The organism is Proteus genomosp. 4 str. ATCC 51469 (assembly GCF_003144375.1).
Classification (GTDB): Bacteria; Pseudomonadota; Gammaproteobacteria; order Enterobacterales; family Enterobacteriaceae; genus Proteus.
Genome location: NZ_PENV01000002.1, coordinates 282829 through 307729, shown reverse-complemented (window position 1 = coordinate 307729; position 24901 = coordinate 282829). Strand labels below are relative to the sequence as shown.

The following is a 24901-nucleotide window of genomic DNA, read 5'->3' as shown; positions in this document are numbered from 1 at the left end:
ATCAGCCAAATCATTACGTTGGCGTTGGACGGTGAAGCCATTTTATTAAAAAACCTGACCGTCACACCCTCGATGATGTATCAGGACAAAGACCAATCAGGGCAGTCCTCAAGTACCGTCAATAGTGAGCAGGGCATTAAGCCTAAAGAACTCCGCATTACGGGCACTATTCCTTTCACCGAAGAAAAAACGCTAACCCGTTTATTTGCGTTAGCTGAAGCCAAAGAAAATGGATTACTAAAACGCTATCGTGTGGCCAACCGTATGGCCAGCGCGATTAATTTTCGTCTTGGCACATTTACCAACGGCATTGATGCGTCAAAGATGGACGGTAAACAAGCCTGGCAAATTACGTTTACCTTACGTGAGCATTTATCGGTGCCCGAAAAACGCGAAAGTCGTTCAGCAGGGCAAGTTAAAGCCAAAACACAAAATATGAGTAATAAACCGAACGCCAAGGGTGAGGGAACGGCAGAGCAAGAACAAAAATTAAATTGGTTTGAACGCAGGGTATTAAAACCGTTAAACGAGGCATTAGGGGGAAGTGATGAAACCCATTAATCGACTTTATTTATCCGGTGATGAAACGCACCTTGTCGACGTTAAAATGGTGCTGGAATTATCGCAATGTGGCCGTGGCTTTATTACGGCTAAAACCGATACCGATTACACGGGTAAATTGGTGCGCCTTGATATTGGCTACACTGATTTACTATTACGATATTTCACGGGTTACGTAGAACGTTCGCAACCGTCACAAAATGGTTTTCAAAAATTGTTTGTGCGGGAGTTAGTTGGTGTATTCGACAGAATGTGGCCGTGCTCTTTTCAGCATCCTACCTTAAAACAGATCACCGATTATCTAAAAGAGCACAGCGGATTACATTTTGTGTTACCGGATGCCGAATATGTAAATACCCCAATCCCACATTACACCCATAATGGCACGGGCTATCAATTATTAAATAGCCTGGGAAAAGTGTTCAATATTCCCGATTATGTGTGGTATCAAACGCCAGACGGTGACGTGTTCGTGGGGAGTTGGGCGGATTCATTCTGGAAAGATAAAGAGGTTGAAATAGACAATCAATTCTCTTCCGAACAGCGTGCCGGTAATCAGATGACCATCCCGATGGTGCAAAGTTTACGCCCTGGTGTGAAAGTGAATGATAAACGCTTAGAACGTGTGGCGCTGGATAACGATAATATGACGTTAACGTGGATAAGCCCTGATGCTATCACTGGGAGAGCCGAAAACCGCACCATAGCCCAACAGCAAATTGATAATGCCTACCCTGAATTGTCTGCAGGGTTACACTTGCCGAAATTTGCCCGTGTTGAAGCCCCGACAGAAAATACTACTGCAGGGGATATTTCAGATCCATTTAGACCAAAATACGCCGTTGACGTGCAAATGGTTGATGCCGATGGCAATGATGTGGCACCCGTTTATCATGCGGTGCCGTTACCATTACCCATGGCGGGGAACGAGTCGGGAATGTTTCAATATCCGCCTGTGGGTTCGATGGTCGAAATTGCGTTTGAAAATGGCCGTGCAGATAAACCGTTTATTCGCCAAGTGTTAAGTCATGGCAATACCTTGCCCGACATCAAACCAGGCGAACAACTGCAACAGCAACGCCAAGAGGTATCACAGCGGGTAACACAAGACGGCACATGGCATCGTCAAACTGACCAAAAAATTATTGAAGAATCGATGCACCGTGAAGTTAAAACCGACACAGAAAATCGCACGGTTATCGCCAGAGAAACCACCGTACAAGCCACCGATAAAACGACCGTGATAGGCACAAGCAAGTTAATGGCAGGTGCCATTATGCAAATTGCAGAGGGTGACTTTAGCCAAGCAACGCAAGCCAATAAGGTTGTGGCAGTTGGTAAAAATATGACGGTTGATGTCGGCCAGCAGTTAGAGGAAAAAATTGGGGCCGTGCGTTCCAGTATCGCTGGTGCCATGCAAAAAATCATGGCACCGGTTGTTTATTTGGGTAATGAACAATTGAATGTGATGCAGTGCATGTTAGATACGCTAGACGTCGTCAATGAGTTGGCCTCACTTACTGCAAGCCATACTCATAACAACACAGGCAACCCGTTAAACGCTTCAGCCATTAGTAACACTGGCACTAAATCAACAGGACTTAAGCAGAAGTATTCACCCGTGATTGGGTGATAAAATTGTTACCATCCTTGCCCGCGCTTGCGGGCTTTTTTATGCCCGTAAATATATCCACTTCTACGCCACGCTACGGCGTTCAATTCTCATAATACATCTGCATTAACTCAAAATGGATCGCGTTGATAGCGTGCGACACAGGACGCATAATCCCCACGAAATAAAATCATTCACCACGTAAAACGCACTACTCCGCACCCGCCTGCACAATTTGGATCAAAAAAATATTTCAGTTTGAAATTTTTACAAAATAGATTGCGAGAGCGCGCGGGGATTGGGTTCTTTGCGTAGGCGTCAAACTGAAATGATTGAAAAAGATTTCAGGTTATTTCAGTTTGCGAGGTAGAAAAAGGATCGCGATAAATAATTAACGCATTGATAGTAAAAGAAATTTCGTACTTTACGTGGGGTGATGATCTAAATAAAAAACCAGAGAAAATAAAATAACTCTGGTTAATCATAGAGATAATATTTTTTGAAACTGAAAAATTAAATCAACATTACAGTATGAAGAGCTTGATTTACAAAATCATAAGGCTTACTTCCTGGAATAGTGAAATCATATTTTGCATCAGTTTTATCTGGATAAATACTTTCAACTGAAGTTTTTAGTATATTATTGTTAATTATATATTCACTATAATTAGATGATGATTTTATTAATAAAATTATCATGATATTTAGACTAGAGGTATAGTCTTTAGTGTTGTCTTTTTCTAAAATGAATGGAAAGGTTTTTATTACCTCTTCACAAGTATAATTTTGGGTTAGTATACTATTTTTTAATTTGCTATTTATTGCGTATATATATATACCTAATAGCCTAAGAATGGAATGCATCAAATCATTACGTGATATTTCTAAATTAAACATTTGAGATATTCGTATATATTTTACTAAGTTACCTACATCCCTTAATGAATTATTATTTTTTTTAATTAGAAATGACATTATCTCAATAAATGTCTCCTCATTTATTGACTTTAACTCTGAGTTATGTTCGTTTAATAAAATTTTTAGGTATGAAGTGGAGTTGTTACTAGAGTTATTTATATTATAGGTATGTAGATCTAATTTAAATCCAATAAATTTATTTAAATATTTATCAGCATCTATTGACTCCCCATATATTTTATTAATAGATGAGGATAGTTGTTTTATATTTGCAATCAACACAAACTTTACATTTTTTACATTGAATATATGTTTTATTGATTCAATCATTTTTATTGCATAGTTAGGTCTACATCTATCTAATTCATCTATGAAAATAATTAATGGACTTTTACTAGATATATCTTCTAGTATGCTTTTTAAGGCTATAATAGAATTGTTTGATTCTTCATGAGTTTCAAGTAAATTATCTATTGTTGTATCTATTACTGTTGTTGTTTGTTCTTTTATTGCATCAGAAAACTCATCACTTAATTTATCAATGTTTTCTTTTAGTATTACATTAGTACCTGCATTTAGAATAACTTTAGTTAAGTATTTTATAACAGGTATAGCTTTTTTTCTTAATTCTTCCTTTTTATTTTTAGGTAATAATGAAATAATTGAAGCCAATAATGTTAATGTGGGTTCATCAGAGTTATCAGCACTAAATGCATCAATATATACACAATTATAGCCTAAGTTTTTATTTTTTATTTCATTGACAGTTTTTATACAAAATTCGGTTTTCCCTATGCCCCAATCTCCATTTATTACTACTGGCGATAAGTCAATATCACTCATAATCAGTTTTATTAGATTTTCAGCTGTTTTTTTTCTATGAAAATCATCTCTATCATCGAATGTTAATTCTGGTTTCATATCTGTTCACCATAAAATGTAAAGCATAATATATTAAAGTTATTTAACTATTATGCAATGCATTACTAATTAATTCTATTGTTATAGATAGATCTAAATAATAAAAGGTGCTTTTGATAGGAAAATCTCTGTCGCCATTTTGTCGCCATTTTCTTGCAGATACAAAAAAGCCACTTATCTCTAAGTGGCATAAATGTCTGATTTATCAGCTTAAATTTGGTGGGTCGTGGGAGGCTCGAACTCCCGACCAATTGATTAAGAGTCAACTGCTCTACCGACTGAGCTAACAACCCGATGCGCAGATTATTCTCCTCTCAAAAGCGATGGTCAAGCCCTTATTTTAATTTTTTTTCAAATGGATAAAATATCGCCAAATAAATTAAAGAAAGGATCTTATCTGGTTATCAAAGCATCATTCATTTTACTAAAAGTGATCTTTTCATTACTTACACTGAGATTTGTGTCACAATAATTTCGCAAACACATTGCCACGTCAAAAAATAAAATAGTGGCAAAACAACATCAAAAATATGAACACATTTCAGGTATGGTATGGAAGAGCAAACAGAAATTTCTCCTCCCGCTAGAGTGAAAAATGCCACTCTACAACGCGGGCTAACAAATCGTCATATTCAATTAATTGCTATTGGTGGAGCTATTGGTACGGGTCTATTTATGGGCTCAGGGAAAACCATTTCATTAGCTGGGCCATCAATTATTTTTGTTTATATGATAATCGGCTTTGTCCTGTTCTTTGTTATGAGAGCTATGGGAGAGTTGTTATTATCAAATTTAGAATATAAATCATTTAGTGATTTTGCTGGTGATTTATTAGGGCCTTGGGCAGGCTTTTTTGTCGGTTGGACTTATTGGTTTTGTTGGGTTATTACGGGCATTGCTGATATTGTCGCCATAACGTCTTATATTAGTTATTGGGCACCTAATTTCCCTGAATGGGGAACATCGTTTATTTGTGTGCTGACACTGCTTATTTTGAACTTAGCGACAGTAAAACTGTTTGGGGAAATGGAATTTTGGTTCTCCATGATAAAAATAACAGCTATTGTTTCTTTGATCATTGTGGGGATTGTTCTTATCAGTATTGGATTTGAATCTCCTGCAGGACATACAGCGGCATTAGAGAATATCTGGAATGATGGGGGAATGTTCCCTAAAGGGCTAAGTGGTTTTTTTGCGGGCTTCCAAATCGCTATTTTTGCTTTTGTCGGCATAGAATTAGTAGGAACCGCTGCAGCTGAAACACGTAATCCGGAAAAATCGTTGCCAAAAGCGATTAATGCGATTCCCATTCGTATTATTACTTTTTACGTTTTGGCTTTAGCAATTATTATGTCGGTGACACCATGGCGTTCAATTTTGGCTGATAAAAGCCCATTTGTTGAGCTATTTGTCATGATAGGAATACCCGCAGCTGCAAGTTTAGTAAACTTTGTCGTATTAACGGCTGCCGCGTCTTCTGCTAATAGTGGTATATTTTCCACAAGCCGTATGTTATTCGGTTTATCAAAAGAGGGCGAAGCACCAAAGCAGTTTAGCCAATTATCTAAACGAGCTGTACCTGCCAATGGACTGTTATTCACCAGTTTATGTTTATCATGTGGAATTGTATTAATTTACTTTATTCCCGATGTTATGCATGTATTTACCTTGGTAACAACAGTGTCGGCGTTATTATTTATGTTTATTTGGAGTATGATTTTATGCTCTTATTTAGCGTATCGTAAAAAACGTCCACAGTTGCATGAGAAATCTATTTATAAAATGCCATTAGGTATTTTGATGTCATGGCTATGTCTTGCTTTCTTTGCCTTTATGACAGTATTGTTGGCTTTTGAACATGATACTCGCCAAGCGTTAAGTGTGACACCATTGTGGTTTATTGCACTAGCAATAGGCTATCAATATGTTAAAAAGAACAAACAAAAAAAGAATGTTCAAAAATAAAGTATTCATCGCGTAATGAAAGAGAAAAGCCTTATTTAATTTAATAAGGCTTTTTTTTGAATTTTTTATTACTGATAAAATAATTAATTTATAAAAAGACATAATCTAAAATAAAGATATTAGACTTATATATCCATAATCTCATTATAGGCTCAATTATTAATTTAATAAGTGTATGTTTTGTTATTTACTGAGTGAAAAATAGGCGTTATTTAGGTGTGATAAAATATTTTTAAAATATGTTAACTACATCCGGTAATTTTTTAAAAATACACTATCCTACAATTAAAATAAAAGGAGGCGGTATGTATAAGAATATTTTGGTTCCCATTGATATTGATGAAGATAACCTGATGAACAAAGCAATTCCGTTAGTGGAAGATATTGCAAAAAATGAAGATCCTTATGTTCATTTTTTGTATGTACTCCCAAAACTTCCACAATCTTCTTATTATCGACTTGTTATGAATGGCGATCAATTAGATCAAGGATGCTTAAAAACGTCAGCTGAGAAAGAGTTAAAAAAAATTATTGAACGGTTTGATTTACCTGAAGACAGAATGCAAACACATATTTGCATAGGAACACCACGAGATGCCATATTGCAGGTTGCAGATGAAGTAAACGCAGATTTAATCGTAATCGGCTCTCATAATCCCGAAGATGATTCTTATCATATTGGTTCAACAGCTGCTGATATTACACGCTACGCTAAACGCTCTGTTATGGTGGTGAGATAAGACTTAGCAGACTGTATAGTTGTATAAGAGTAACTGCAATTTATAACAATACCGCTGTTATATTTGATTTTAATATAACAGCGGTTGTGTAACGAGATAGTGAGGATCGCACAAATCAATGGTTTTTATATTTGGAACACTTCCTTTTTTTCATTACTATAAGCCATCTTCTAATAACGATAATCATCAAAACTAATGTTAACCATCACTGCATTACTAGAAAATAAATCAATCAATCCTGAGCTTAATCACTATCCTGGCTTATCATTATTATTAGAAGATGATGAGTGCCAAGCTAAAATACTTTTTGATACAGGAAAAGATCTTACCTTTATTTCAAATGCCAAAAAAATGGGAATTGATTTAACCACATTGAAAACAATTGTTGTCTCCCATGGGCATTATGATCATTTTGGTGGACTTACGCATTTACCAGTAGACTTTTTTCCCAATAAGCCACGAGTTATCGCTCATCCTCATCTATTTTCGGTTCGTTATTCAGCGCTTTTTTTAGGCAATAAAAATATTAAATTTAAACGATTAGCCCCTTTTTTTGATCGCAAAAAACTTGAAACACAATTTTCTTTTGAATTAACAGAAGCTCCTTTAACAATTGAGAAGAATTTCATTTATTCAGGACAGGTGACACAACGCCAAGTGAGTAAACGTTATGGTGTTATTATTCATCAATTAGGTGAAGAAGATGATTATGTTCTTGATGATAGCTTTCTTGTTTGGCAAGGAAAAAAAGGCTTAGTGATTATTACGGGCTGTAGTCACTCTGGTATTGAATCTATAGTTGAACATGCGAAAAAAATAACAGGTAATCATCAAATTCAAGCAATTGTGGGGGGGTTACATTTGCGTTGTGCAACTCCATCAGCATTACAACGTGCTAAGAAAGCAATAGATAAAAATATTGATGTGTATGGATGCCATTGCACTGGCGTGTTAGGACGAAAATACCTTAATGCGAAAGATTTTAATGCAGGACAATCTTTATCTTTTGAATAGGATTAATTGTAAATATTGGACCTAAAAAGACCTGGAATTTTAGTTTTTTGGTCAATATTCTAACAAGTTAACTATTTGAAGTGAAAAAATTAATGTGCATTTAGTGCTATTTATAGCCCGAATGATGGCAGAATACTTTTGGCAATAAACAACCTAGCATTATTGCCAAAAGGTAGGGGGCTAGTGATTTTATTTACGTATAACCATTACTGAACGTGACGTATTATTCACAATATAATCAGCAGTAGATCCTAGTAATATATTACGTTGATTACGCGAGCTTGAACCAATAATAATGGTATCTGCATCCACTTTTTCTGCTAATTCTAGAATATTATAATTAGGTGTGCCGATAACAGCATGGCACTGGTATTGCTCTTTAGGTAAGTTAAATTGTTGTTTTACACATTGTTCTAATTTTTCAGTTAGTAAAATTAGAGCTTGTTGCTTTTTCTCAACAACGGAAGTGCAATCACAATTAAGCCCATAAGCTTCTAAAGAGCGTAAATTAGGCATAACCGTAATAAAATGGAAATAATTTTCTGGTTTTGAGGCAAGGAAGTGAATATCAGCAATCATTCGTTGAATTCTGTTATCTTCTAATAAATCAATTGCAACAAGGTATTTGTTAGCCATAGTCTACCTTTTAAATAAATTAGCCCTTAAAAGTCAGTATAAGTAAATTAGCTTACAAGTTGAAATTTAAAAGCAAATATTGCGATTATTGCATCATTATTTGGGGTTTTTAGGCTCTAAAAGATAAAAAAATGGTGTGATGAACGAGTAAATCCTTTAAAATTTAGCCAATTGCCTAATAGCTATTTTTGTTCTTTTTACACATCCATGGAATGATCTCACTAGGTTATAGTTTATATGAGAAAATCAAGCGAAGACTTACTTAAATGTATTGCCACTATATTACAGTGGGTGCTTAATATTGGATTGCTTATTTTAGCAATTGTATTAGTTAGTTTTCTTATCAAAGAAACTTATGTAATTGCTTCATTATTATTTAATTTAGGTGCACAAGAGTCATCTTATCAATTACTAGAAGGTATTTTGATCTATTTTCTTTATTTTGAGTTTATTGCACTTATTGTTAAATATTTTTTATCTGGTGGGCATTTCCCGCTTAGATATTTTATCTATATCGGTATTACTGCAATTGTGCGTTTGATTATTGTTGAACACAAAGATTCTGTGGATACTTTAATCCAATCAGGCGCAATTTTACTGCTAGTTATCGCATTATTTATTGCTAATACTGAAAAGTTAAAACGGACTTAAAAATCGATAAATTATGTTTACTTAGTCACTGAGCATAAAAAAACAGTCTCAAAAAATAAAAATAAGGTTTCCGCAAGATTGAGAGAGGTATGTTATTATCTCTCTCAATTTTATTAGGGGTTATACAAAAATATTACTATGTCCTATCAATGTCCATTATGTAATCAGGCACTTTATCTTCGGGCTCACAGTTGGGTATGTGAAAATAATCATCAGTTTGATTGCGCGAAAGAAGGGTATGTAAATTTGCTACCAGTGCAATTTAAACGCTCAAAAGAGCCGGGTGATAGCGCTGAAATGATAAATGCTCGCCGTGAGTTTTTAGATGCAGGTTTTTACCAGCCAATGAGAGATAAAGTAGCTGATTTACTACAAGCATTGTTGCCTATGGATAATAGCGTTGTATTGGATATTGGTTGCGGTGAAGGCTATTACACCCACCAGTTTTATCAAAATCTAAAATTACATAATCCTCAAGTGTATGGCTTAGATGTTTCTAAAGTTGCGATTAAATATGCAGCTAAACGTTATTCATCTATCCATTTTTGTGTGGCTTCAAGTCAGCGTTTACCTTTTTGTGATGCCTCTTTAAATGCTGTTATTCGTATTTATGCTCCTTGTAATAGTGGTGAATTAGCAAGAGTCATTGTAAATAATGGATATATTATTACGGTCACTCCTGCACCTCGTCACCTATACCAGCTAAAAGCACTGATTTATTCAGAAGTACATCTTCATCCATTAAAAGAAGAACAATTTGATGGTTTCAATAAAGTGGCTGAGCATCAAGTTGCTTATATGATGAATTTAAACGGTAAGCAGGCATTTGATTTATTACAAATGACGCCGTTTGCATGGCGAGCAAGTGAAGAAGTGAAACAGTCATTAGCTGAAAGTGAATGTTTTGCATGTGAAACGGATTTTTTAATTCGAATTTATCAACGCCATGTTTAATAACGAAAGCAATAAACAATTTATAATGTAAATAAAAAAGCTTAGGCATGATATTCAAACCTAAGCTTTTTATTGTGTTCTGTTAAATTGGTGATTATTTTGCGTACATAAATAATTCAAGATGTTCGAATACAATATTAAAGCCGATAGCAATTAATACTATCCCACCAATAATTTCTGCTTTTTTCCCAAGTACTGGGCCAATATAGCGCCCAATTAACATACCTAGTGTCGCCATGATCATCGTCATCATGCCAATGGTCATCGCAGTATGAACAATATTGACTTGAAGGAATGCTAAACCAACACCAATTGCCATTGCATCAAGGCTGGTGGCAATACCGGTTGCTATTAAAGAGAGCGATCCATGGCGTTGTGGCGCGGCTTCTTCGCAAGGACATTCATCACCACGTTTTACGCTTTGGTAAATCATACGGCTACCAAGAACAAATAGTAATCCAAAGGCAACCCAGTGATCCCATTGAATAATATATTGGCTAGTATATAAACCTAATGCCCAACCAATAACGGGTGTACTGGCTTCAATAATACCAAATATAAATCCAGTGCGGAGTGCTTCACGAAAACGAGGTTTATGTAATGTGGCACCTTTACAGACTGCAACAGCAAATGCGTCCATAGAAAGGGCAAGGGCAAGGATGATAGTAGCGTAGAAACTCATAATAAAGCCTCGGTTGGGGTATTTCCATATACACACAATTGACCCCCAACCAAAGAAGTACAATTATGTGTCTATGGTCTTGCCAACCGTATTACGGCATCTGCACCACGCTAAATAAAAATAAGCGAGTATGTTGATACAGATTTCTTAAAATAATTAAGTTTTATTTTAAGACAGGCTACTCCCCAATGACTTGATGCAGAAGATAACATATTATTTCTGAAAGGCAACATATTATTTATTATATTTCAAAGATGATATTGATAATAATTATCATTATTAACTTGGGCGATTTTAAATATATAAGGAACGTTTTTAAAATGTTAAAAAAATGATAACTTTCAATGTGATAAAATATTAACCATATAATAAACAATGGATTGTAATTATATTTATAATAAAAAATTAATTTTTTAAATTAAGAAGAATACACCTAAAAATAATAAGTTTAATTTTTTAAATATTAAATGGATATTAAATAAGCCTATATTTAATGCGTCTATATTTAATCTTTATATTCTATATTTAATAAATATAGAAAAATAAAAAGTAGATTTTTTTAAAAAAAAGTATTTTTTATTTAATTATTAATCTTATATTTTTCTTTAATTATCTATAGGTTAAGTGATCATTAAAAATAAAATTTCTAGTAATAAAAAAAGCCATTCAAAATGAATGGCTTTTAACTAAAACAAGGTTAATTAGTCACATTGTACTTTTATTGCTAAACCACCGCGTGATGTTTCGCGATATTTAGCATTCATGTCTTTACCTGTTTCATACATGGTTTCAATGACTTTATCGAGCGAAACTCGTGGTTCGCTGGTACGACGAATGGCCATACGTGCCGCATTAACTGCTTTAACCGAAGCAATGGCATTACGCTCGATGCATGGAACTTGTACTTGCCCTGCAACGGGGTCGCATGTTAAGCCGAGGTTATGTTCCATACCGATTTCAGCGGCAATACAGACTTGCTCTGGACTTCCACCTAATAATTCAGCAAGACCTGCTGCTGCCATTGAACAAGCTACACCAACTTCGCCTTGGCAACCTACTTCAGCACCTGAAATAGAAGCATTCATTTTGTAAAGAATACCAATTGCCCCTGATGCTAAGAAATAGCGTAAGTAGGTTTCTTGTGTCACAGGTTCGATACAACGATCGTAGTAAGCCAATACTGCTGGCACGATACCACATGCGCCATTAGTTGGTGCAGTTACAACACGTCCACCAGCTGCGTTTTCTTCATTAACAGCCAGTGCAAACATGTTGATGAGATCAACAACTTTCATTGGATCGTTTGACAAGCTGTTGCTTGATGTTAATAAACGATTTAATGCAGCCGCACGGCGAGGTACACGTAATGGACCTGGCAATACGCCTTCTGTATTTAAACCGTGTTCAATACATTCTTGCATTGTTTTATAAACATCAGCGAAATATGCATTGATTTCAGCTTGAGTGTGCAGATCTAGCTCGTTTTTCATCATTAAGCTAGAAATGGATAAACCAGTTTCTTTGCAGTGCTTTAATAACTCTTCGGCGCTAGCATAAGGGTATGAAACAGGTTTACTATTAAGTGTTGATTTACCAAAGTTTTCTTCATCAACAATAAAACCACCACCAATAGAGTAGTAAGTTTTTCTATATACTTCTTTGTCGCCAGCAAAAGCATGAATAGTCATACCATTTTCATGTAATGAGAGGTTGTCATTACTGAAATGCATACTTTCTGCTGGGAAGTCGACAATTTTTAAGCCATTTGCTAATGATAGTTTGCCAGTTTCTTCAACGTTGCGAATAAAGCTGGGAATGCTGTCAATATCGACAGTAGCAGGTGCGTTACCTGCTAAGCCCATAATAATTGCAATATCAGTGTGGTGACCTTTGCCTGTTAAAGACAAGGAGCCGTAAACATCAACAGCTACACGGGTGACAGACGCAATCAATTCCTGGTTGACTAAATCATCGACAAATTCTTTACCCGCTTTCATTGGCCCTACAGTATGAGAGCTAGAGGGTCCGATGCCCACTTTAAACATGTCGAAAACGCTAATCACGTCAGACTCCTTAATAATAAGAGAGAGGGTTAAAAAAGAATAAAATATAGTTATTTATAGTAAAGGGATCGTTTTTACGATTATATCGTCCCGTTAATGATGTAGTTTACAACATTTTTTTAAAATAGCTAAGTAGAGTTGTGAAGGCGATGATAAAAAGCACAAGCTGGACAGAAAATAACGCCTTAAGTGATATGTAAAGCAAGTTTATGCAAAATAGCTGCCGTTAATCCCCAGACAAGATGTCCATCATAAGGGTAAAAATAGATCCGATGATTTTCACCTGAACGGCGAAAATCGAGTGGTTGATAATGTTGTGCATTGAGTACATGGCTTAATGGCATTTCAAAGATAGAGGCGACTTCAGCTGGGTTTTGGCGTAAAGATAAACCTGCTGGGATCACGCCCACAATGGGAGTAACCAAATATCCACTTGAACTTTGTAATGGTGGTAATTGCCCAATCACCGAAACGGCATTGGGTGGAATAGCGACTTCTTCGTGAGCTTCTCTGAGCGCGGTTTCAATAAGATTATTATCTTCAGGATCTCGTTTGCCACCAGGTAAAGCGACTTGACCTGCATGCGAGCGTAATGTTGATGCGCGTTCCGTTAATAATATGGTTGGATTAGGTTTATTGATAATCGGCAGCAATACTGCTGCCGTTTTTTGAGCATGGAGTGGCTGATTTACCTTATCATCAGGTAATGTGAGTTGAAAACGATTGATAAAAGTATCAATGGGTGTCATCGATAGTAGACTCACTTAAAACAGTTAATATTTGCCCAAGTTTATCGAATGTTTCTTGGTACTCTTTTTCAGCAACACTATCAGCAACAATACCGCCGCCCGCCCAACAGTAAATCTTATTTTTTTCTGTCAATAAAGTACGGATGCTGATATTGGTATCCATTGTGCCACAAAAACTAATATAGCCGATGGCACCACAATATCCATGACGGCGATGTGGTTCTAATTCTTCAATGATTTCCATTGCTCGGATCTTAGGTGCGCCAGTGATTGAACCGCCGGGAAACGCAGCTCTTAATAAATCTGTTGCTGTTAGATGTGAGGGAAGTTGTGCTGTAATAGTACTGACTAAATGGTGTACTGCTGGAAAACGTTCAACAACAAACAGTTCTGGTACTTTAACGGAACCGGTAACGGCAACTTTTCCAATATCATTACGCATAAGATCAACAATCATTAAATTTTCTGCGCGATCTTTACGTGAGCTTTGGAGCAGTAACGCTTGTTCATCATCTTCTTCGGGGGTCACTTTGCGTGGCAGTGTTCCTTTTATCGGGCGTGTTTCTATTTTATTATCAGCTAAATGAATAAAACGCTCTGGTGAAACACTTAATACAAAATTATTGGGCAAACACATAAAAGATGAAAAAGGTGCTTTATTTGCTTGATTCAATGTTAAAAATGCAGCCCATTCACTACCAGTATAATTTGCACAAAAACGTTGAGCTAAATTAACTTGATAACAATCACCAGAAAGTAAGTATTGATGAATTTTAGCAATTTTTTCGTTGTATTCAGCATTGCTAATGTTCGATTGCCAGTCTGTGGTTAAGGTAAATGGAGTATCAATCAATGTGGGCATTTGGTTTTCTAGCCACTGCAATCGCTCATCAATATTATCATAGCTAATTAAAGTGGCTTTTTTTAATTCATGATCGACAATTAATGCCCAATCATAAATTCCAATAGCCATATCTGCAAAATTGAGTTCATTTTTAGCGTTTTCAGGTAGTTTTTCAATACGACGGCCTAAGTCATAACTCCAAATACCTAAAGCCCCGCCTAAAAACGGTAATGAATCATTGTATTCTGGATGAAAACTAAACTGTTCTAGTTCTTGTTGGATCAGTGTAAATGGATCTTTTTTAGAGCGTCTGATCGCACCATTTTTTTCTTTAATTGTTGTGGTTTGTTTGCGTGTTTCTAAAGTTACAAGAGGATCAGAGACAATAATATCAAAACGGTTATGAGGATGTTCGGCAAAGCCAGAATGAAGTAAACTAGACCAAGGCAATGAAGCGATGGGAGAGAATACCCGTAGTGCTAGATCTGGGGTATAAATGAGCTCACGTTGTTGTAATTGCATATCCATCTTATGACCATGTAAACAAAGTATGTTGTATCATTCGCACAATGAATTGTAATCAAAAAGATTATATTCATGTAAATACAAAATAGAAGTTGATAAAGATAAGAGTAACATTATGTTTCTAGGAATGCCTACATTAACACACGAAGAACAACAAAAAGCAGTAGAAAAAATTCAATCTCTTATGGCCGAGGGAATGAGTAGTGGAGAGGCTATTCAGTTGGTTGCTCAAGAATTAAGAGAAAAACACACAACGCGTGAATCGGTTTCTATCATATTTGATGACGAGAATGAATAAAACATTTTTTTAACAAATGTCACAAATATGTTGTTAACCCTATGCTATGCTTAATGGAAACACATCCTGTTTTAAGGGATATTTTCGGGAGGTTATATGAAATTAAGCAAGTTAGCAGGTCAAACAGGGATACTTGGTGTAGCTCTTTTACTTGCTGTTTCTTTGGGGGCATCTGCAGAAAGTGTCGATAATGTTAATAAAGATATTGTACGCTCTGCACCCTTTGCGAGTTGCGTTAATTTAGACAACAACCAACTTGTTACTAGAGTGAAGAATGATTATCTACAGAATCGTCTCCCCCGTTGGCAAGAAGATAAAAAGGCGTTGGGTCCGAAACCTGTAGCAAGTATCAATGCTAACGAAGTTATCAAGATGGATAATAACTATCAGATGGTATTGAATGTTCGCGGAGCGAGAACAGATCTTCGTTACAATGTTCAAGTTAATTGCGACGAAAATACCATCACTTATGTTTCACCTAAATAATGAATAAGTGATAGTTTCCATTGTTAACAGATTGAAAAAAAGAGATAAACTCAAGTTTATCTCTTTTTTTGTCATTAAATTTTATCAAGAAAGTGCTATTATTTTTTCGCTTGAGGCTCATAAGGTAAACGAGAATAGTGTTGGCTTCTTGCTCGATAAAACATTAGCCTTTCTTGAAAATAAGCGTGAAGCGCTTGAGGCTGTTCTCGTAAAACTGCGTCAGCAACAACAGGCATATTATATCGCTCTTTAAAGGCAACACCTGAAGCGGCTAAGCTTACATTTATTTTGTCTTTTTCTTCTTGTGTTAATTCTGAAAGGTTATAACCCATCGTTCTCCTCCCTATAACAATACGAATAAAGTAAAAGAGCATGCTTATTAATGCAAGTAAATAAAGATATTAGTCATTATATAATGATAAAAAACATACGCATTATTTAGGTGTTTTTTTAATCAGCATCATTAAATATAACAATAAAAAATAAATATTCACTAATTGTTATACTACTTTATAGGTAATTTAAATAATGAAAATGATAAAAATCGCATTTATACACATAATTAAATCTATTTTAAAATAGACTAAAAAATAGTTTACCTCTGCAAAGAGTAAATAAATATAATGTTTAATTTGATTTAGATCAATGAACAAAACAAAGAAATTTGCATTAAAAATAGATAAATATTGTTAATTCATTGGGTGTGTGTGTGCTATGTGTTTGTTTTATATTACTTGATGGGGGGTTAAGGTAAGGTGTTGAAATATTGATATAAAAAAATGCCCTGTTGGGGAAACAGGGCGAAAAATAATACAACACCAGGGAAAAACATAGTATAAATAAAATTAACTAAATGGTTAATAGGTAAACTTACGTGATTCTTCATTTTTTTATTAATATAAAATAAATATTTAATACTCTTTAATTAGTACTTAAAAAAAAGGAGCGCTATTAATGAATAGTAAGTGAATAAAAAAGAGAACAGATACCAATCAATGATATTCGTACAGATGACAGACAAAAAAATATATTAAAATTTAAATATTTATATAAATTTATAAGGGAAATTATATAGCATACTTTTTATCTTACTATAAAATCTTATTAATATTAAAGCACTTCATTGATTATATAATACAAAATTTTTATTGTTAATGATTATAAAAAGCTTATTTCCTAAATGTTAATTATCATAATGATTAATCAAGATTTCAAAAAATTACTTTAACGAATCGTTTTTATTCTTCATTGTTAAATTTATTTAAGATAATAAAGAAAGTTATTTGTTGATGTTTTTTTGAGCTATATGTTTTTTTTCTAAAATGACTGATTAACTTAATTATTAAAGTATTAACTTTTCTTTTTTGAGTTAATAAGATTAAGAGATATTTATTTATCTTGATGATATATATTGATTTTTTATTTTTTAATATTGTTTGTTTTAGTTAATGAGATAATTAAATTCAAATACTAACATATAAAAAAATAAACAAAAAATATACATCTCGCACAATCTTGTGTTACATTTAATTCGCTTTTTATACAGCAATTTTTGATATTACATAAAGACATACTTGGATCATTAATTGATTCAATTACACGGTGTTTATTCGTTTTTATTTCAATAGCGATGTAAGGATAAGTTATATACGTTATTATACAGGGGGATTAATTTGACTGGGCTAATAAACTTTGCAAATAACATTTTATGGGGATATGTCCTTATCTACTTACTTCTAGGAGTCGGTATTTATTTTACTATCCGTACTGGGTTTATACAAATCCGACATTTTAATCATATGTTCTCTATTTTAAAAAATAGCCATAAGTCAGATAAATCAGGGATCTCTTCCTTTCAGGCATTATGCACAAGCTTAGCTGCGCGCGTAGGAACCGGAAATTTAACCGGTGTTGCCATTGCATTAACGGCAGGCGGGCCTGGTGCTATTTTTTGGATGTGGGTTGTTGCTCTAATCGGTATGGCAACATCTTTAATTGAAAGCACACTAGCACAGCTTTATAAGACAAAAGATGATGAGGGTAATTACCGCGGAGGACCTGCTTATTATATGACGAAGGGATTGAAAATGCGCTGGATGGGCGTTCTCTTCGCTATTTTCCTAATCATTGCTTTTGGTTTAGTTTTTAATGCGGTTCAAGCCAATTCGATTGCGCAAGCAACAGCATCAGCCTTTAATTTTGATCCATTTTATGTTGGCATCTTTTTAGTGATAACTAGCGGATTTATTATTTTTGGTGGTCTACGCTGGGTTGCTCGTGTTGCAGAGCTAGTTGTTCCTATTATGGCAACTGCTTATTTATTATTAGCCTTCTGGGTTGTTGCTGATCATATTGAGCGTTTACCTGATGTTTTCCTTTTAATCTTTAAAAGCGCTTTTGGTTTACAAGAAGCTGCAGCTGGTGCGATAGGTTACGGCATTAGCCAAGCAATGACTCAAGGTATTCAGCGGGGCCTATTCTCTAACGAAGCCGGAATGGGATCAGCTCCTAATGCTGCCGCTTCTGCAACACCTTATCCGCCACATCCTGCCTCTCAAGGCTATATTCAAATGCTTGGTGTATTTATGGATACGTTGGTTATCTGTAGTGCAACAGCAGTGATAATTTTGTCATCAGGAGTACTCGATAGTTATCCAGAAGGCATTAATGGCATTCAATTGACGCAATTGGCGCTGTCATCAAGTGTAGGTGGTTGGGGAAGTACCTTTATTGCTATTGCTATTTTCTTCTTTGCTTTTACCTCGATTATTGCCAATTATGCTTATGCAGAAAGTAATATGATTTTCCTTGGGCGTAATCATACAACAGGGCTATTCCTTTTACGCTCAGCTGTATTAGCAATGGTGATGTTTGGTGCTTTGGCAGATATGCCTCTTGTTTGGAAAATGGCTGATCTCTCCATGGGATTAATGGCAATGACAAATTTAATTGCCATTATATTACTTTCAGGCGTTGCATTAAAATTAGTCAAAGATTACAACCAGCAACGACAAGCTGGTTTATTGCCAACTTTTGATATACGCCAATATCCAGAGCTACAAGCGGATATTGAAGATGGCATCTGGGAAAATAATATCATTCCTGATGAGCCTTTAGTTAGATGTGAAAAAGTCAGCAATAACTGAAGAATATAAAAAAAGAGTTAAAACGGGAAACCCATATTTTTTAATATGGGTTTTTTTATTACAATTTAACTTTGGGAACATTAACTCAAGGATCAGAAATGAAGTCTAGTCGGTATTACATTGGATTACTTATTGCTGTAAGTCTCTTAAGTAGTTGCGTTCAACAACCTGAGTTTATTGATCGAGGCGATTATATTGCTAAAGTTATCCCTAATAAGCAGGATGCTAACGACTGTGTTAAATATTTAGTCATGCATTATACCGCGCTAGATGATGAGCGTTCATTGAAGGTTCTCACTGCTGGGCGAGTTAGTAGCCATTATCTTATACCAACACATCCCTCAACTATTGATGGAAAACCTGTTGTTATTTCATTAGTAGATGAAAGACAAATTGCTTGGCATGCAGGTGTTAGTCAATGGGGAGATGCGACAAGCTTAAATCATTGTTCTATTGGTATTGAGATAGTTAATCTGGGCTACCGTGATAATGGAAAATTTAGATATTGGTATTCTTATACAGCAGATCAAATTGTCACTATTTCAATGGTGATGAAAGATATTATTGAACGCTATGATATCGAGCCTCAAAATGTTTTGGGCCACAGTGATATTGCGCCTTTAAGAAAAGTTGATCCGGGTCCTTTATTTCCTTGGGAAAGATTAGCAAACCAAGGAATAGGTGCTTGGCCTGATAAACAGTTAGTACAAGCTTATTTAGCCGGTAGAGATCCTTCTGAGCCAGTTGATGTTGCAAACTTCCAAAAGCTATTACAGCAATATGGTTATCAAACACCAACAGATGGCATATTAGATAATGATGCACAAAAAGTCGTTAAGGCTTTCCAAATGCATTTTAGATCAGCGAAAGCCAATGGGCTCCCTGATGCTCAATCAGAAGCTATTTTAAGGGCTTTGATTGAGAAATACCGAACTTAAAGTTTCCTTTGATGAATTGACAGTAAAAACACAAGGGATCAAAAAGCAAAAAGCGTCTCCACTATAGAAGTTGGAAGACGCTTTTTTTTGAACTTACAATCAGCGCTACAAGTTACGAGCTATATACTAATTATTTTGCTGTATTTTCTACTGAAAGATTTTCTTCTTTAAGATTTAAGCTAACAAACAGTGAAATTATGAATGCAATTGCACCGGGTAATACCCAACCTAGACCATAATCAGAAAGCGGGATATAGCTAAATAATTGCAGTAAATCAGCATTTAACCATTTCAATTGTTTCAACGTATCGAAAAGGCTCATTAATACGATGATGGCAATAGTAAAGCGATAGGTAAAACGCGGTGATTTTAATTTGTTACGAATAAATTGCAGTAATACCAATGTGACTGATGTTGGATAAATCATCAATAACGCAGGAATGGTCACACGTAATAAAGTATCAAGGCCAAACGTTGATACAATTGTGGTCATTAATGTAAAGACAACAACCCAGAAGCGATAGCCTAAACGGTGGTGGAATGTTGCGAAATAGTCAGCTGCAGCACTTGTTACACCCACTAGAGTGGTCATACTTGCTAATAAAACAATCCCTCCCATTAGCCAAGTACCAACAGAACCAAATAAAGCATCAACATAACGAGAGAATATTTGACCACCATTTGTGGCATTGAGTGCAGGATCTGCAAAAACAGAAACAGAATGGCTAGTGGCACCTAAATAGAACAGGCATAGATAAAGTGCAGCTAACAGTAAAACGGAAATGAGTCCTGCTTTTACGGTAATAAAACCGATTTGGCGTGGTTCAGTAATTCCTTTGGTATACAAAGCACGCGCAACGATACCACCGAATGCCATAGCAGAAAGGACATCCATGGTTTGGTAACCGTCTATAAAGCCAGAGAAGAAACCATTAACAGCATAAAGACCTGTTGGCTCCCCAATAGGAGAAATAGGTTTAGCCACAACAGCAATGCCAACAACAACCAGCAAGACTAACAGTGCTGGGGTCATAAATTTACCAATAGCGCTGATCATTGTGCCTTGTTTTAGCATGAAAAACATACTTGTAATATTGAAAACAAGCGCGAAAGTCAGGTGTGTTGCGGTATTTTTCTCAATAAGACCTAATGGCAGGAAGCCCATTTCATAAGCGGTGTTAGTTACACGAGGCATCGCGAAAGTAGAACCTACGATAAGATATAGTGCAACCCAGAAAATGACAGCAACCCATGAAGGTAAATCAACAGAGAGACGTTCACCACGTCCTCGAATTGCAACAATGACTAAGGTAAGAAAAGGAAGTAAGACACCCGTAACAAGAAAACCTAAGGATGTGCTAAACCAAAGGCTTCCTGATTGAAAACCCGCCATTGGGGGGAAAATAATATTACCAGCGCCGAGGAAGAGTGCGAAAACCATCATTCCAAGAACGAGCATGTCTTTTGTAGAAAGCATAACTAAAACTACCTGTCTGTGAAGAAAATATATTAATGATTTATATTTGTTATTCTACTCTTAGCCTATTTAATAGCTGAATATGTTGTAAAAATGCAGTTTGAATAACGAAAAGTGAATTGATAGTAACAAATTCTGAAGGATATGTAAGAAGAAAGGCAGATTTAACGCTCATTTAACAGTAATTATAGAATAATAAAAGGCTATGTTTTTGGTCAAAAAGCAGTGTGATCCTCTGCTAAGGATCACAAATGCTATATAATTTTGTAGACATTCACGATAAAACACAAAAAAGATCGTGTTTAAATAAATTTATTGATAGCGACTGCAACACCGTGCTCTTCATTAGAAAGTGTGACGAATTTGGCGACTTTTTTCACTTCATCAGGAGCGTTTCCCATTGCAACACCTAAAGCAGCATATTTCAGCATTGCTAAATCATTACCTTGATCACCGATGCACATAATTTTTTCTGGAGTAATTTTTAAATGCTCAGCGACTTTTTGAACCGCACTCCCTTTATTGACATTAGTATTTAGTACTTCAATAAAATAAGGGGCACTACGTAATATGCTGTATTGTTCGTAAATATTGGCTGGTAAATATTGGATGGCGTTATCTAAAACAGCTGGCGCATCAACAATCATAAATTTGCTAAAATACATATCAGATTGCATTTCATTAAGTGGGCGATAGTAAAGGGGTGTCCAAGATAAGAAGGCTTCTTGGCAAGTGAAATGGCTAATATGACGATTAGTAGTGTAAATTTTATTATCACTAATGACGTGAAAATGAACACCTATCTCACGAGCGAGATTTTCAAAATAGAGGTAATCTTCAAAATTGAGTAAATCCTGAATAATGACTTCACCATTATCTGCTTGATGAATTTGGCTCCCATTATTGCTAATACAGTAACAATCAGAAGTATCAAGACCGAGTATCTTTAAATAAGGGGAGATGCCATTAAAAGAGCGTCCTGAAGCTAGCACAATCTTAATACCAGCGTCTTTTGCTCGTTGAACCGCATTTTGTACTTCGGGCGTGATTTCGTGTTGTTTGTTGAGTAAGGTTCCATCTAAATCAATAGCGATAAGCTTAATACTCATTAGCATCCCCATATTAAATAAAAGCAATCATGATAAAGGAAGGGCGAAGCGGTCTATCATCACATAGCTTGAGTATTATTTATGTGACATTAAGGGCTATCTGTATAATGTCACATAAATAGAAGGGTTAATCACAACAAGGTGATTGTAAATGTAAGGGTTGTTTGGTTTCTAATACGATCTCTTGATTTTGCCGAAAGTCGAAAGGCGTAATGCCATACTCTTTACGGAACATGTAGGTAAAGTGAGACTGTGAACCAAAGCCAAAATCGAGGGCGATATCAAAGATAGAGCGCTCACTGGTACGTAATAAATGAATAGCGCCAGCCAATCTACGCTGACGTATATATTTTCCTAAAGAGGTGCCTGTGACTTCTTTAAAGATTTTCTGCATGTGCCAAAGAGAATACCCAGAATAAGCCGCCAACTCTTCAAGATGGATAACACGGCCTAAATGCTCCTCAATCCATTTACTTAGCGCGCAAACCAATGCGAGATGATTATCTTGTGGCATTACAGTTCCATTTTATCAATGAAGTTAAGGTAAAAATCAAAATTAACTCCCTAATCTTATACAAAAAGTGGCAGACAGAGAAATCCATATTAATGGATAGCTATTTCTTATCATTGGCAAAATGTGTAATAAAAATAAAAAGTGTTCATTTTGCCGACAGTTTAGAGAAAAATAGTGCAAATTATCTCAATTCTGTCGAGGAAGCGTTTACCTTTCATTATGAAAGTTATGCTAAATTCACTCATAGAGATAATTGATTGCGAATTTTATAACAACAACTCTCCGTGTTGTTATCGTATTTAAGCGAATGCTTATAATGTTATTAATCATACTAACAAAATGTATTTAAAGGATTTTAAATTGAACGCAAAGAAAATAATTATTAGTTTAATTATTGCATTAGCCATTAGTTTAGGTCTCTATCTTATGGCTTTAGATAACTTTTGCGATCGCGGAGAAGACTTTCAGCAAGGTCTTTGTCGGTTTACCACATTATTCCCCTCCAAACATAGCTAAAAAATCGCTTTTCTTATTATTTTTCTCCTAGCATAAAATGTATTTGTTATTCAAGTCAGATTAGTGTTTTAATGGGGGCTTGAAATAAACAAAATCGTAAATATTAGTTTACACGTTAAGTTGATAAAATAATAAGAGAAGAGGATGTATGGCGAGAGAGTCGCAACAGACAGAACTTAAGCGCGGTCTGAAAAATCGACATATCCAGCTTATTGCGCTGGGTGGTGCTGTCGGCGCTGGTCTGTTTCTTGGTATAGCGCAAACCATTAATATGACTGGCCCATCAGTAATACTAGGATATGCTATTGGTGGTTTTATTGCGTTTATGATCATGCGCCAGTTGGGCGAAATGGTTGCCGAAGAGCCAGTTGCGGGTTCGTTTAGTCACTTTGCCAATAAATATTGGAGCCCTTTTGCCGGCTTCTTATCTGGTTGGAATTACTGGGTGATGTTTATTCTTGTTGGTATGGCAGAATTAACTGCAGCAGGAAAATACATTAACTATTGGTTGCCTGATATCCCTGTCTGGGTTTCCGTTGCTATCTTTTTTGTGGCAATCAACTTAATCAATTTGATTAACGTTAAAATGTATGGTGAAACCGAGTTCTGGTTTGCCATTATTAAAGTATTAGCAATTGTTGGGATGATTTTATTTGGGAGCTACTTGCTGGCAAGCGGTAATGGTGGACCTCAAGCTTCTGTTAGTAATTTATGGGAGTTAGGTTTCTTCCCTCATGGCTTTACTGGCTTTATGTCGGCATTAGCCATTGTAATGTTCTCTTTTGGTGGGCTTGAGCTGGTGGGGATCACGGCGGCTGAAGCTGAAAATCCAAAAGTTAGCATCCCGAAAGCGACTAACCAAGTTGTTTATCGTATTTTAATTTTCTATATCGGCTCATTGTTGGTGCTACTGTCGCTTTATCCTTGGACTCAAGTAGTAAAAGGTGAAAGCCCATTTGTCCTGATTTTCCATAATTTGGATAATTTCTTAATCGCAAATATTTTAAACGCTGTGGTATTAACAGCCGCATTATCTGTTTATAACAGCGGTGTTTATTCTAATAGTCGTATGCTCTATGGTTTGGCAAAACAAGGTAATGCGCCACATGCACTTTCTCGCATTAATAAACGCGGTGTGCCGGTTGTATCACTACTCTTGTCCGCAATTGCGACTTCATTGGGTATTTTAGTTAACTACTTATTACCGGATCAGGCATTAGAGCTATTAATGGCATTGGTTGTTACTACGTTAGTGCTTAACTGGATTATGATTTGTTTGGCGAATTTAAAATTCAGAGCCGCAAAAAACAAAGAGGGTGTAGAGCCTTTCTTTAAAGCGCTTTGGTATCCTTATGGTAACTATATCTGCCTTGCTTTCTTATGCATGATTTTAGTGATTATCTTATTTATGCCACAAGTGAATATTTCGGTGATTTTAATGCCATTCTGGATTGCGTTCTTGTGGGTTGGATTTAAGATTTCCCGTATGAAGAAAACACCAGATAATGCTCAAGCAAGCCAAGATATTTAAAAACTGAGTTGATGGTAAGTTGGTGTGTTGTGGAAATATATATATAGTGCG

23 protein-coding genes, 1 tRNA gene and 1 riboswitch are annotated in these 24901 nt (G+C 35.6%); of the genes, 13 read left to right on the top strand and 11 right to left on the bottom strand.

Annotation, left to right across the window (positions count from 1 at the left end; genetic code table 11):
- Both DK866_RS03555 and DK866_RS03550 read left to right on the top strand, forming a co-directional pair.
- On the top strand, positions 1–561 hold the full coding sequence (locus DK866_RS03555; protein WP_109407870.1) for a hypothetical protein: 561 nt from the start codon (positions 1–3) through the stop codon (positions 559–561).
- Positions 548–2194, top strand: a complete 1647-nt coding sequence (locus DK866_RS03550) for a hypothetical protein (protein ID WP_109407762.1) — start codon at positions 548–550, stop codon at positions 2192–2194. Before DK866_RS03555 ends, DK866_RS03550 begins: the two co-directional genes overlap by 14 nt.
- Positions 2195–2686: 492 nt before the next feature.
- Here DK866_RS03550 and DK866_RS03545 read toward each other — a convergent pair whose 3' ends face one another.
- Positions 2687–4012: a KAP family P-loop NTPase fold protein gene (locus DK866_RS03545; protein ID WP_109407761.1), complete on the bottom strand. Its 1326-nt coding sequence runs from the start codon at positions 4010–4012 to the stop codon at positions 2687–2689.
- A 217-nt stretch (positions 4013–4229) separates the two neighbouring features.
- Positions 4230–4305: transfer RNA gene (locus DK866_RS03540), tRNA-Lys, on the bottom strand.
- A gap of 259 nt (positions 4306–4564) precedes the next feature.
- Between DK866_RS03540 and cycA the strand changes: the two genes are divergently transcribed.
- The 3 genes from cycA (at position 4565) to DK866_RS03525 (ending at position 7731) form a co-directional block, all read left to right on the top strand.
- Complete coding sequence (gene cycA / locus DK866_RS03535; protein ID WP_109407760.1) at positions 4565–5977, top strand: D-serine/D-alanine/glycine transporter; 1413 nt, start codon at positions 4565–4567, stop codon at positions 5975–5977.
- Between the two features lie 305 nt (positions 5978–6282).
- Positions 6283–6717, top strand: coding sequence for a universal stress protein (locus DK866_RS03530; RefSeq protein WP_109407759.1), 435 nt, complete (start codon positions 6283–6285; stop codon positions 6715–6717).
- 195 nt (positions 6718–6912) lie between these two features.
- Complete coding sequence (locus tag DK866_RS03525) at positions 6913–7731, top strand: MBL fold metallo-hydrolase (protein WP_109407758.1); 819 nt, start codon at positions 6913–6915, stop codon at positions 7729–7731.
- 189 nt (positions 7732–7920) lie between these two features.
- On the opposite strand, the gene DK866_RS03520 is transcribed toward DK866_RS03525, so the two are convergent.
- Positions 7921–8367 (bottom strand): universal stress protein, encoded by a 447-nt coding sequence (locus DK866_RS03520; protein WP_109407757.1) that lies wholly within the window; start codon positions 8365–8367, stop codon positions 7921–7923.
- A 237-nt stretch (positions 8368–8604) separates the two neighbouring features.
- Between DK866_RS03520 and psiE the strand changes: the two genes are divergently transcribed.
- On the top strand, positions 8605–9018 hold the full coding sequence (psiE, locus tag DK866_RS03515) for a phosphate-starvation-inducible protein PsiE (RefSeq protein WP_072068485.1): 414 nt from the start codon (positions 8605–8607) through the stop codon (positions 9016–9018).
- Between the two features lie 138 nt (positions 9019–9156).
- Positions 9157–9972 (top strand): 23S rRNA (guanine(745)-N(1))-methyltransferase, encoded by an 816-nt coding sequence (gene rlmA / locus DK866_RS03510; protein ID WP_109407756.1) that lies wholly within the window; start codon positions 9157–9159, stop codon positions 9970–9972.
- A gap of 94 nt (positions 9973–10066) precedes the next feature.
- Here rlmA and mntP read toward each other — a convergent pair whose 3' ends face one another.
- The 4 genes from mntP to pabB form a co-directional block, all read right to left on the bottom strand.
- On the bottom strand, positions 10067–10654 hold the full coding sequence (gene mntP, locus DK866_RS03505) for a manganese efflux pump MntP (RefSeq protein ID WP_109407755.1): 588 nt from the start codon (positions 10652–10654) through the stop codon (positions 10067–10069).
- A gap of 59 nt (positions 10655–10713) precedes the next feature.
- Positions 10714–10853, bottom strand: a riboswitch (yybP-ykoY riboswitch).
- Between the two features lie 502 nt (positions 10854–11355).
- Complete coding sequence (locus tag DK866_RS03500) at positions 11356–12717, bottom strand: L-serine ammonia-lyase (RefSeq protein ID WP_109407754.1); 1362 nt, start codon at positions 12715–12717, stop codon at positions 11356–11358.
- A 185-nt stretch (positions 12718–12902) separates the two neighbouring features.
- Positions 12903–13466 (bottom strand): CoA pyrophosphatase, encoded by a 564-nt coding sequence (locus DK866_RS03495; protein WP_109407753.1) that lies wholly within the window; start codon positions 13464–13466, stop codon positions 12903–12905.
- Complete coding sequence (gene pabB / locus DK866_RS03490; RefSeq protein ID WP_109407752.1) at positions 13453–14838, bottom strand: aminodeoxychorismate synthase component 1; 1386 nt, start codon at positions 14836–14838, stop codon at positions 13453–13455. Before pabB ends, DK866_RS03495 begins: the two co-directional genes overlap by 14 nt.
- 112 nt (positions 14839–14950) lie before the next feature.
- On the opposite strand from pabB, the gene DK866_RS03485 reads away from it, so the two are divergent.
- Together DK866_RS03485 and yebF are read left to right on the top strand one after the other, a co-directional pair.
- Complete coding sequence (locus tag DK866_RS03485; RefSeq protein WP_072068479.1) at positions 14951–15133, top strand: YoaH family protein; 183 nt, start codon at positions 14951–14953, stop codon at positions 15131–15133.
- A 96-nt stretch (positions 15134–15229) separates the two neighbouring features.
- Positions 15230–15619 (top strand): protein YebF, encoded by a 390-nt coding sequence (gene yebF, locus DK866_RS03480; RefSeq protein ID WP_109407751.1) that lies wholly within the window; start codon positions 15230–15232, stop codon positions 15617–15619.
- A 98-nt stretch (positions 15620–15717) separates the two neighbouring features.
- Here the strand turns inward: yebF and DK866_RS03475 are convergent, their stop codons facing one another.
- Positions 15718–15951, bottom strand: a complete 234-nt coding sequence (locus DK866_RS03475) for a DNA polymerase III subunit theta (RefSeq protein ID WP_109407750.1) — start codon at positions 15949–15951, stop codon at positions 15718–15720.
- A 1341-nt stretch (positions 15952–17292) separates the two neighbouring features.
- Between DK866_RS03475 and DK866_RS03470 the strand changes: the two genes are divergently transcribed.
- Positions 17293–18765: an alanine/glycine:cation symporter family protein gene (locus DK866_RS03470; RefSeq protein ID WP_109407749.1), complete on the top strand. Its 1473-nt coding sequence runs from the start codon at positions 17293–17295 to the stop codon at positions 18763–18765.
- Positions 18766–18863: 98 nt separating this feature from the next.
- Entirely contained in the window at positions 18864–19703 is an 840-nt protein-coding gene (locus DK866_RS03465; RefSeq protein WP_109407748.1) for an N-acetylmuramoyl-L-alanine amidase, read from the top strand.
- 130 nt (positions 19704–19833) lie between these two features.
- Here DK866_RS03465 and brnQ read toward each other — a convergent pair whose 3' ends face one another.
- The 3 genes from brnQ to DK866_RS03450 form a co-directional block, all read right to left on the bottom strand.
- A complete protein-coding gene (gene brnQ / locus DK866_RS03460; RefSeq protein ID WP_109407747.1) occupies positions 19834–21180 on the bottom strand; it encodes a branched-chain amino acid transport system II carrier protein in 1347 nt (448 codons plus the stop codon).
- A 302-nt stretch (positions 21181–21482) separates the two neighbouring features.
- On the bottom strand, positions 21483–22289 hold the full coding sequence (yidA, locus tag DK866_RS03455) for a sugar-phosphatase (RefSeq protein WP_109407746.1): 807 nt from the start codon (positions 22287–22289) through the stop codon (positions 21483–21485).
- A gap of 127 nt (positions 22290–22416) precedes the next feature.
- Positions 22417–22803, bottom strand: a complete 387-nt coding sequence (locus tag DK866_RS03450) for a helix-turn-helix domain-containing protein (RefSeq protein WP_006533085.1) — start codon at positions 22801–22803, stop codon at positions 22417–22419.
- Between the two features lie 339 nt (positions 22804–23142).
- Between DK866_RS03450 and mgrB the strand changes: the two genes are divergently transcribed.
- Positions 23143–23319 (top strand): PhoP/PhoQ regulator MgrB, encoded by a 177-nt coding sequence (mgrB, locus tag DK866_RS20290; protein WP_227335537.1) that lies wholly within the window; start codon positions 23143–23145, stop codon positions 23317–23319.
- A 148-nt stretch (positions 23320–23467) separates the two neighbouring features.
- Complete coding sequence (locus DK866_RS03440; RefSeq protein ID WP_109407745.1) at positions 23468–24850, top strand: amino acid permease; 1383 nt, start codon at positions 23468–23470, stop codon at positions 24848–24850.
- The last annotated feature ends 51 nt before the right edge of the window (positions 24851–24901 follow it).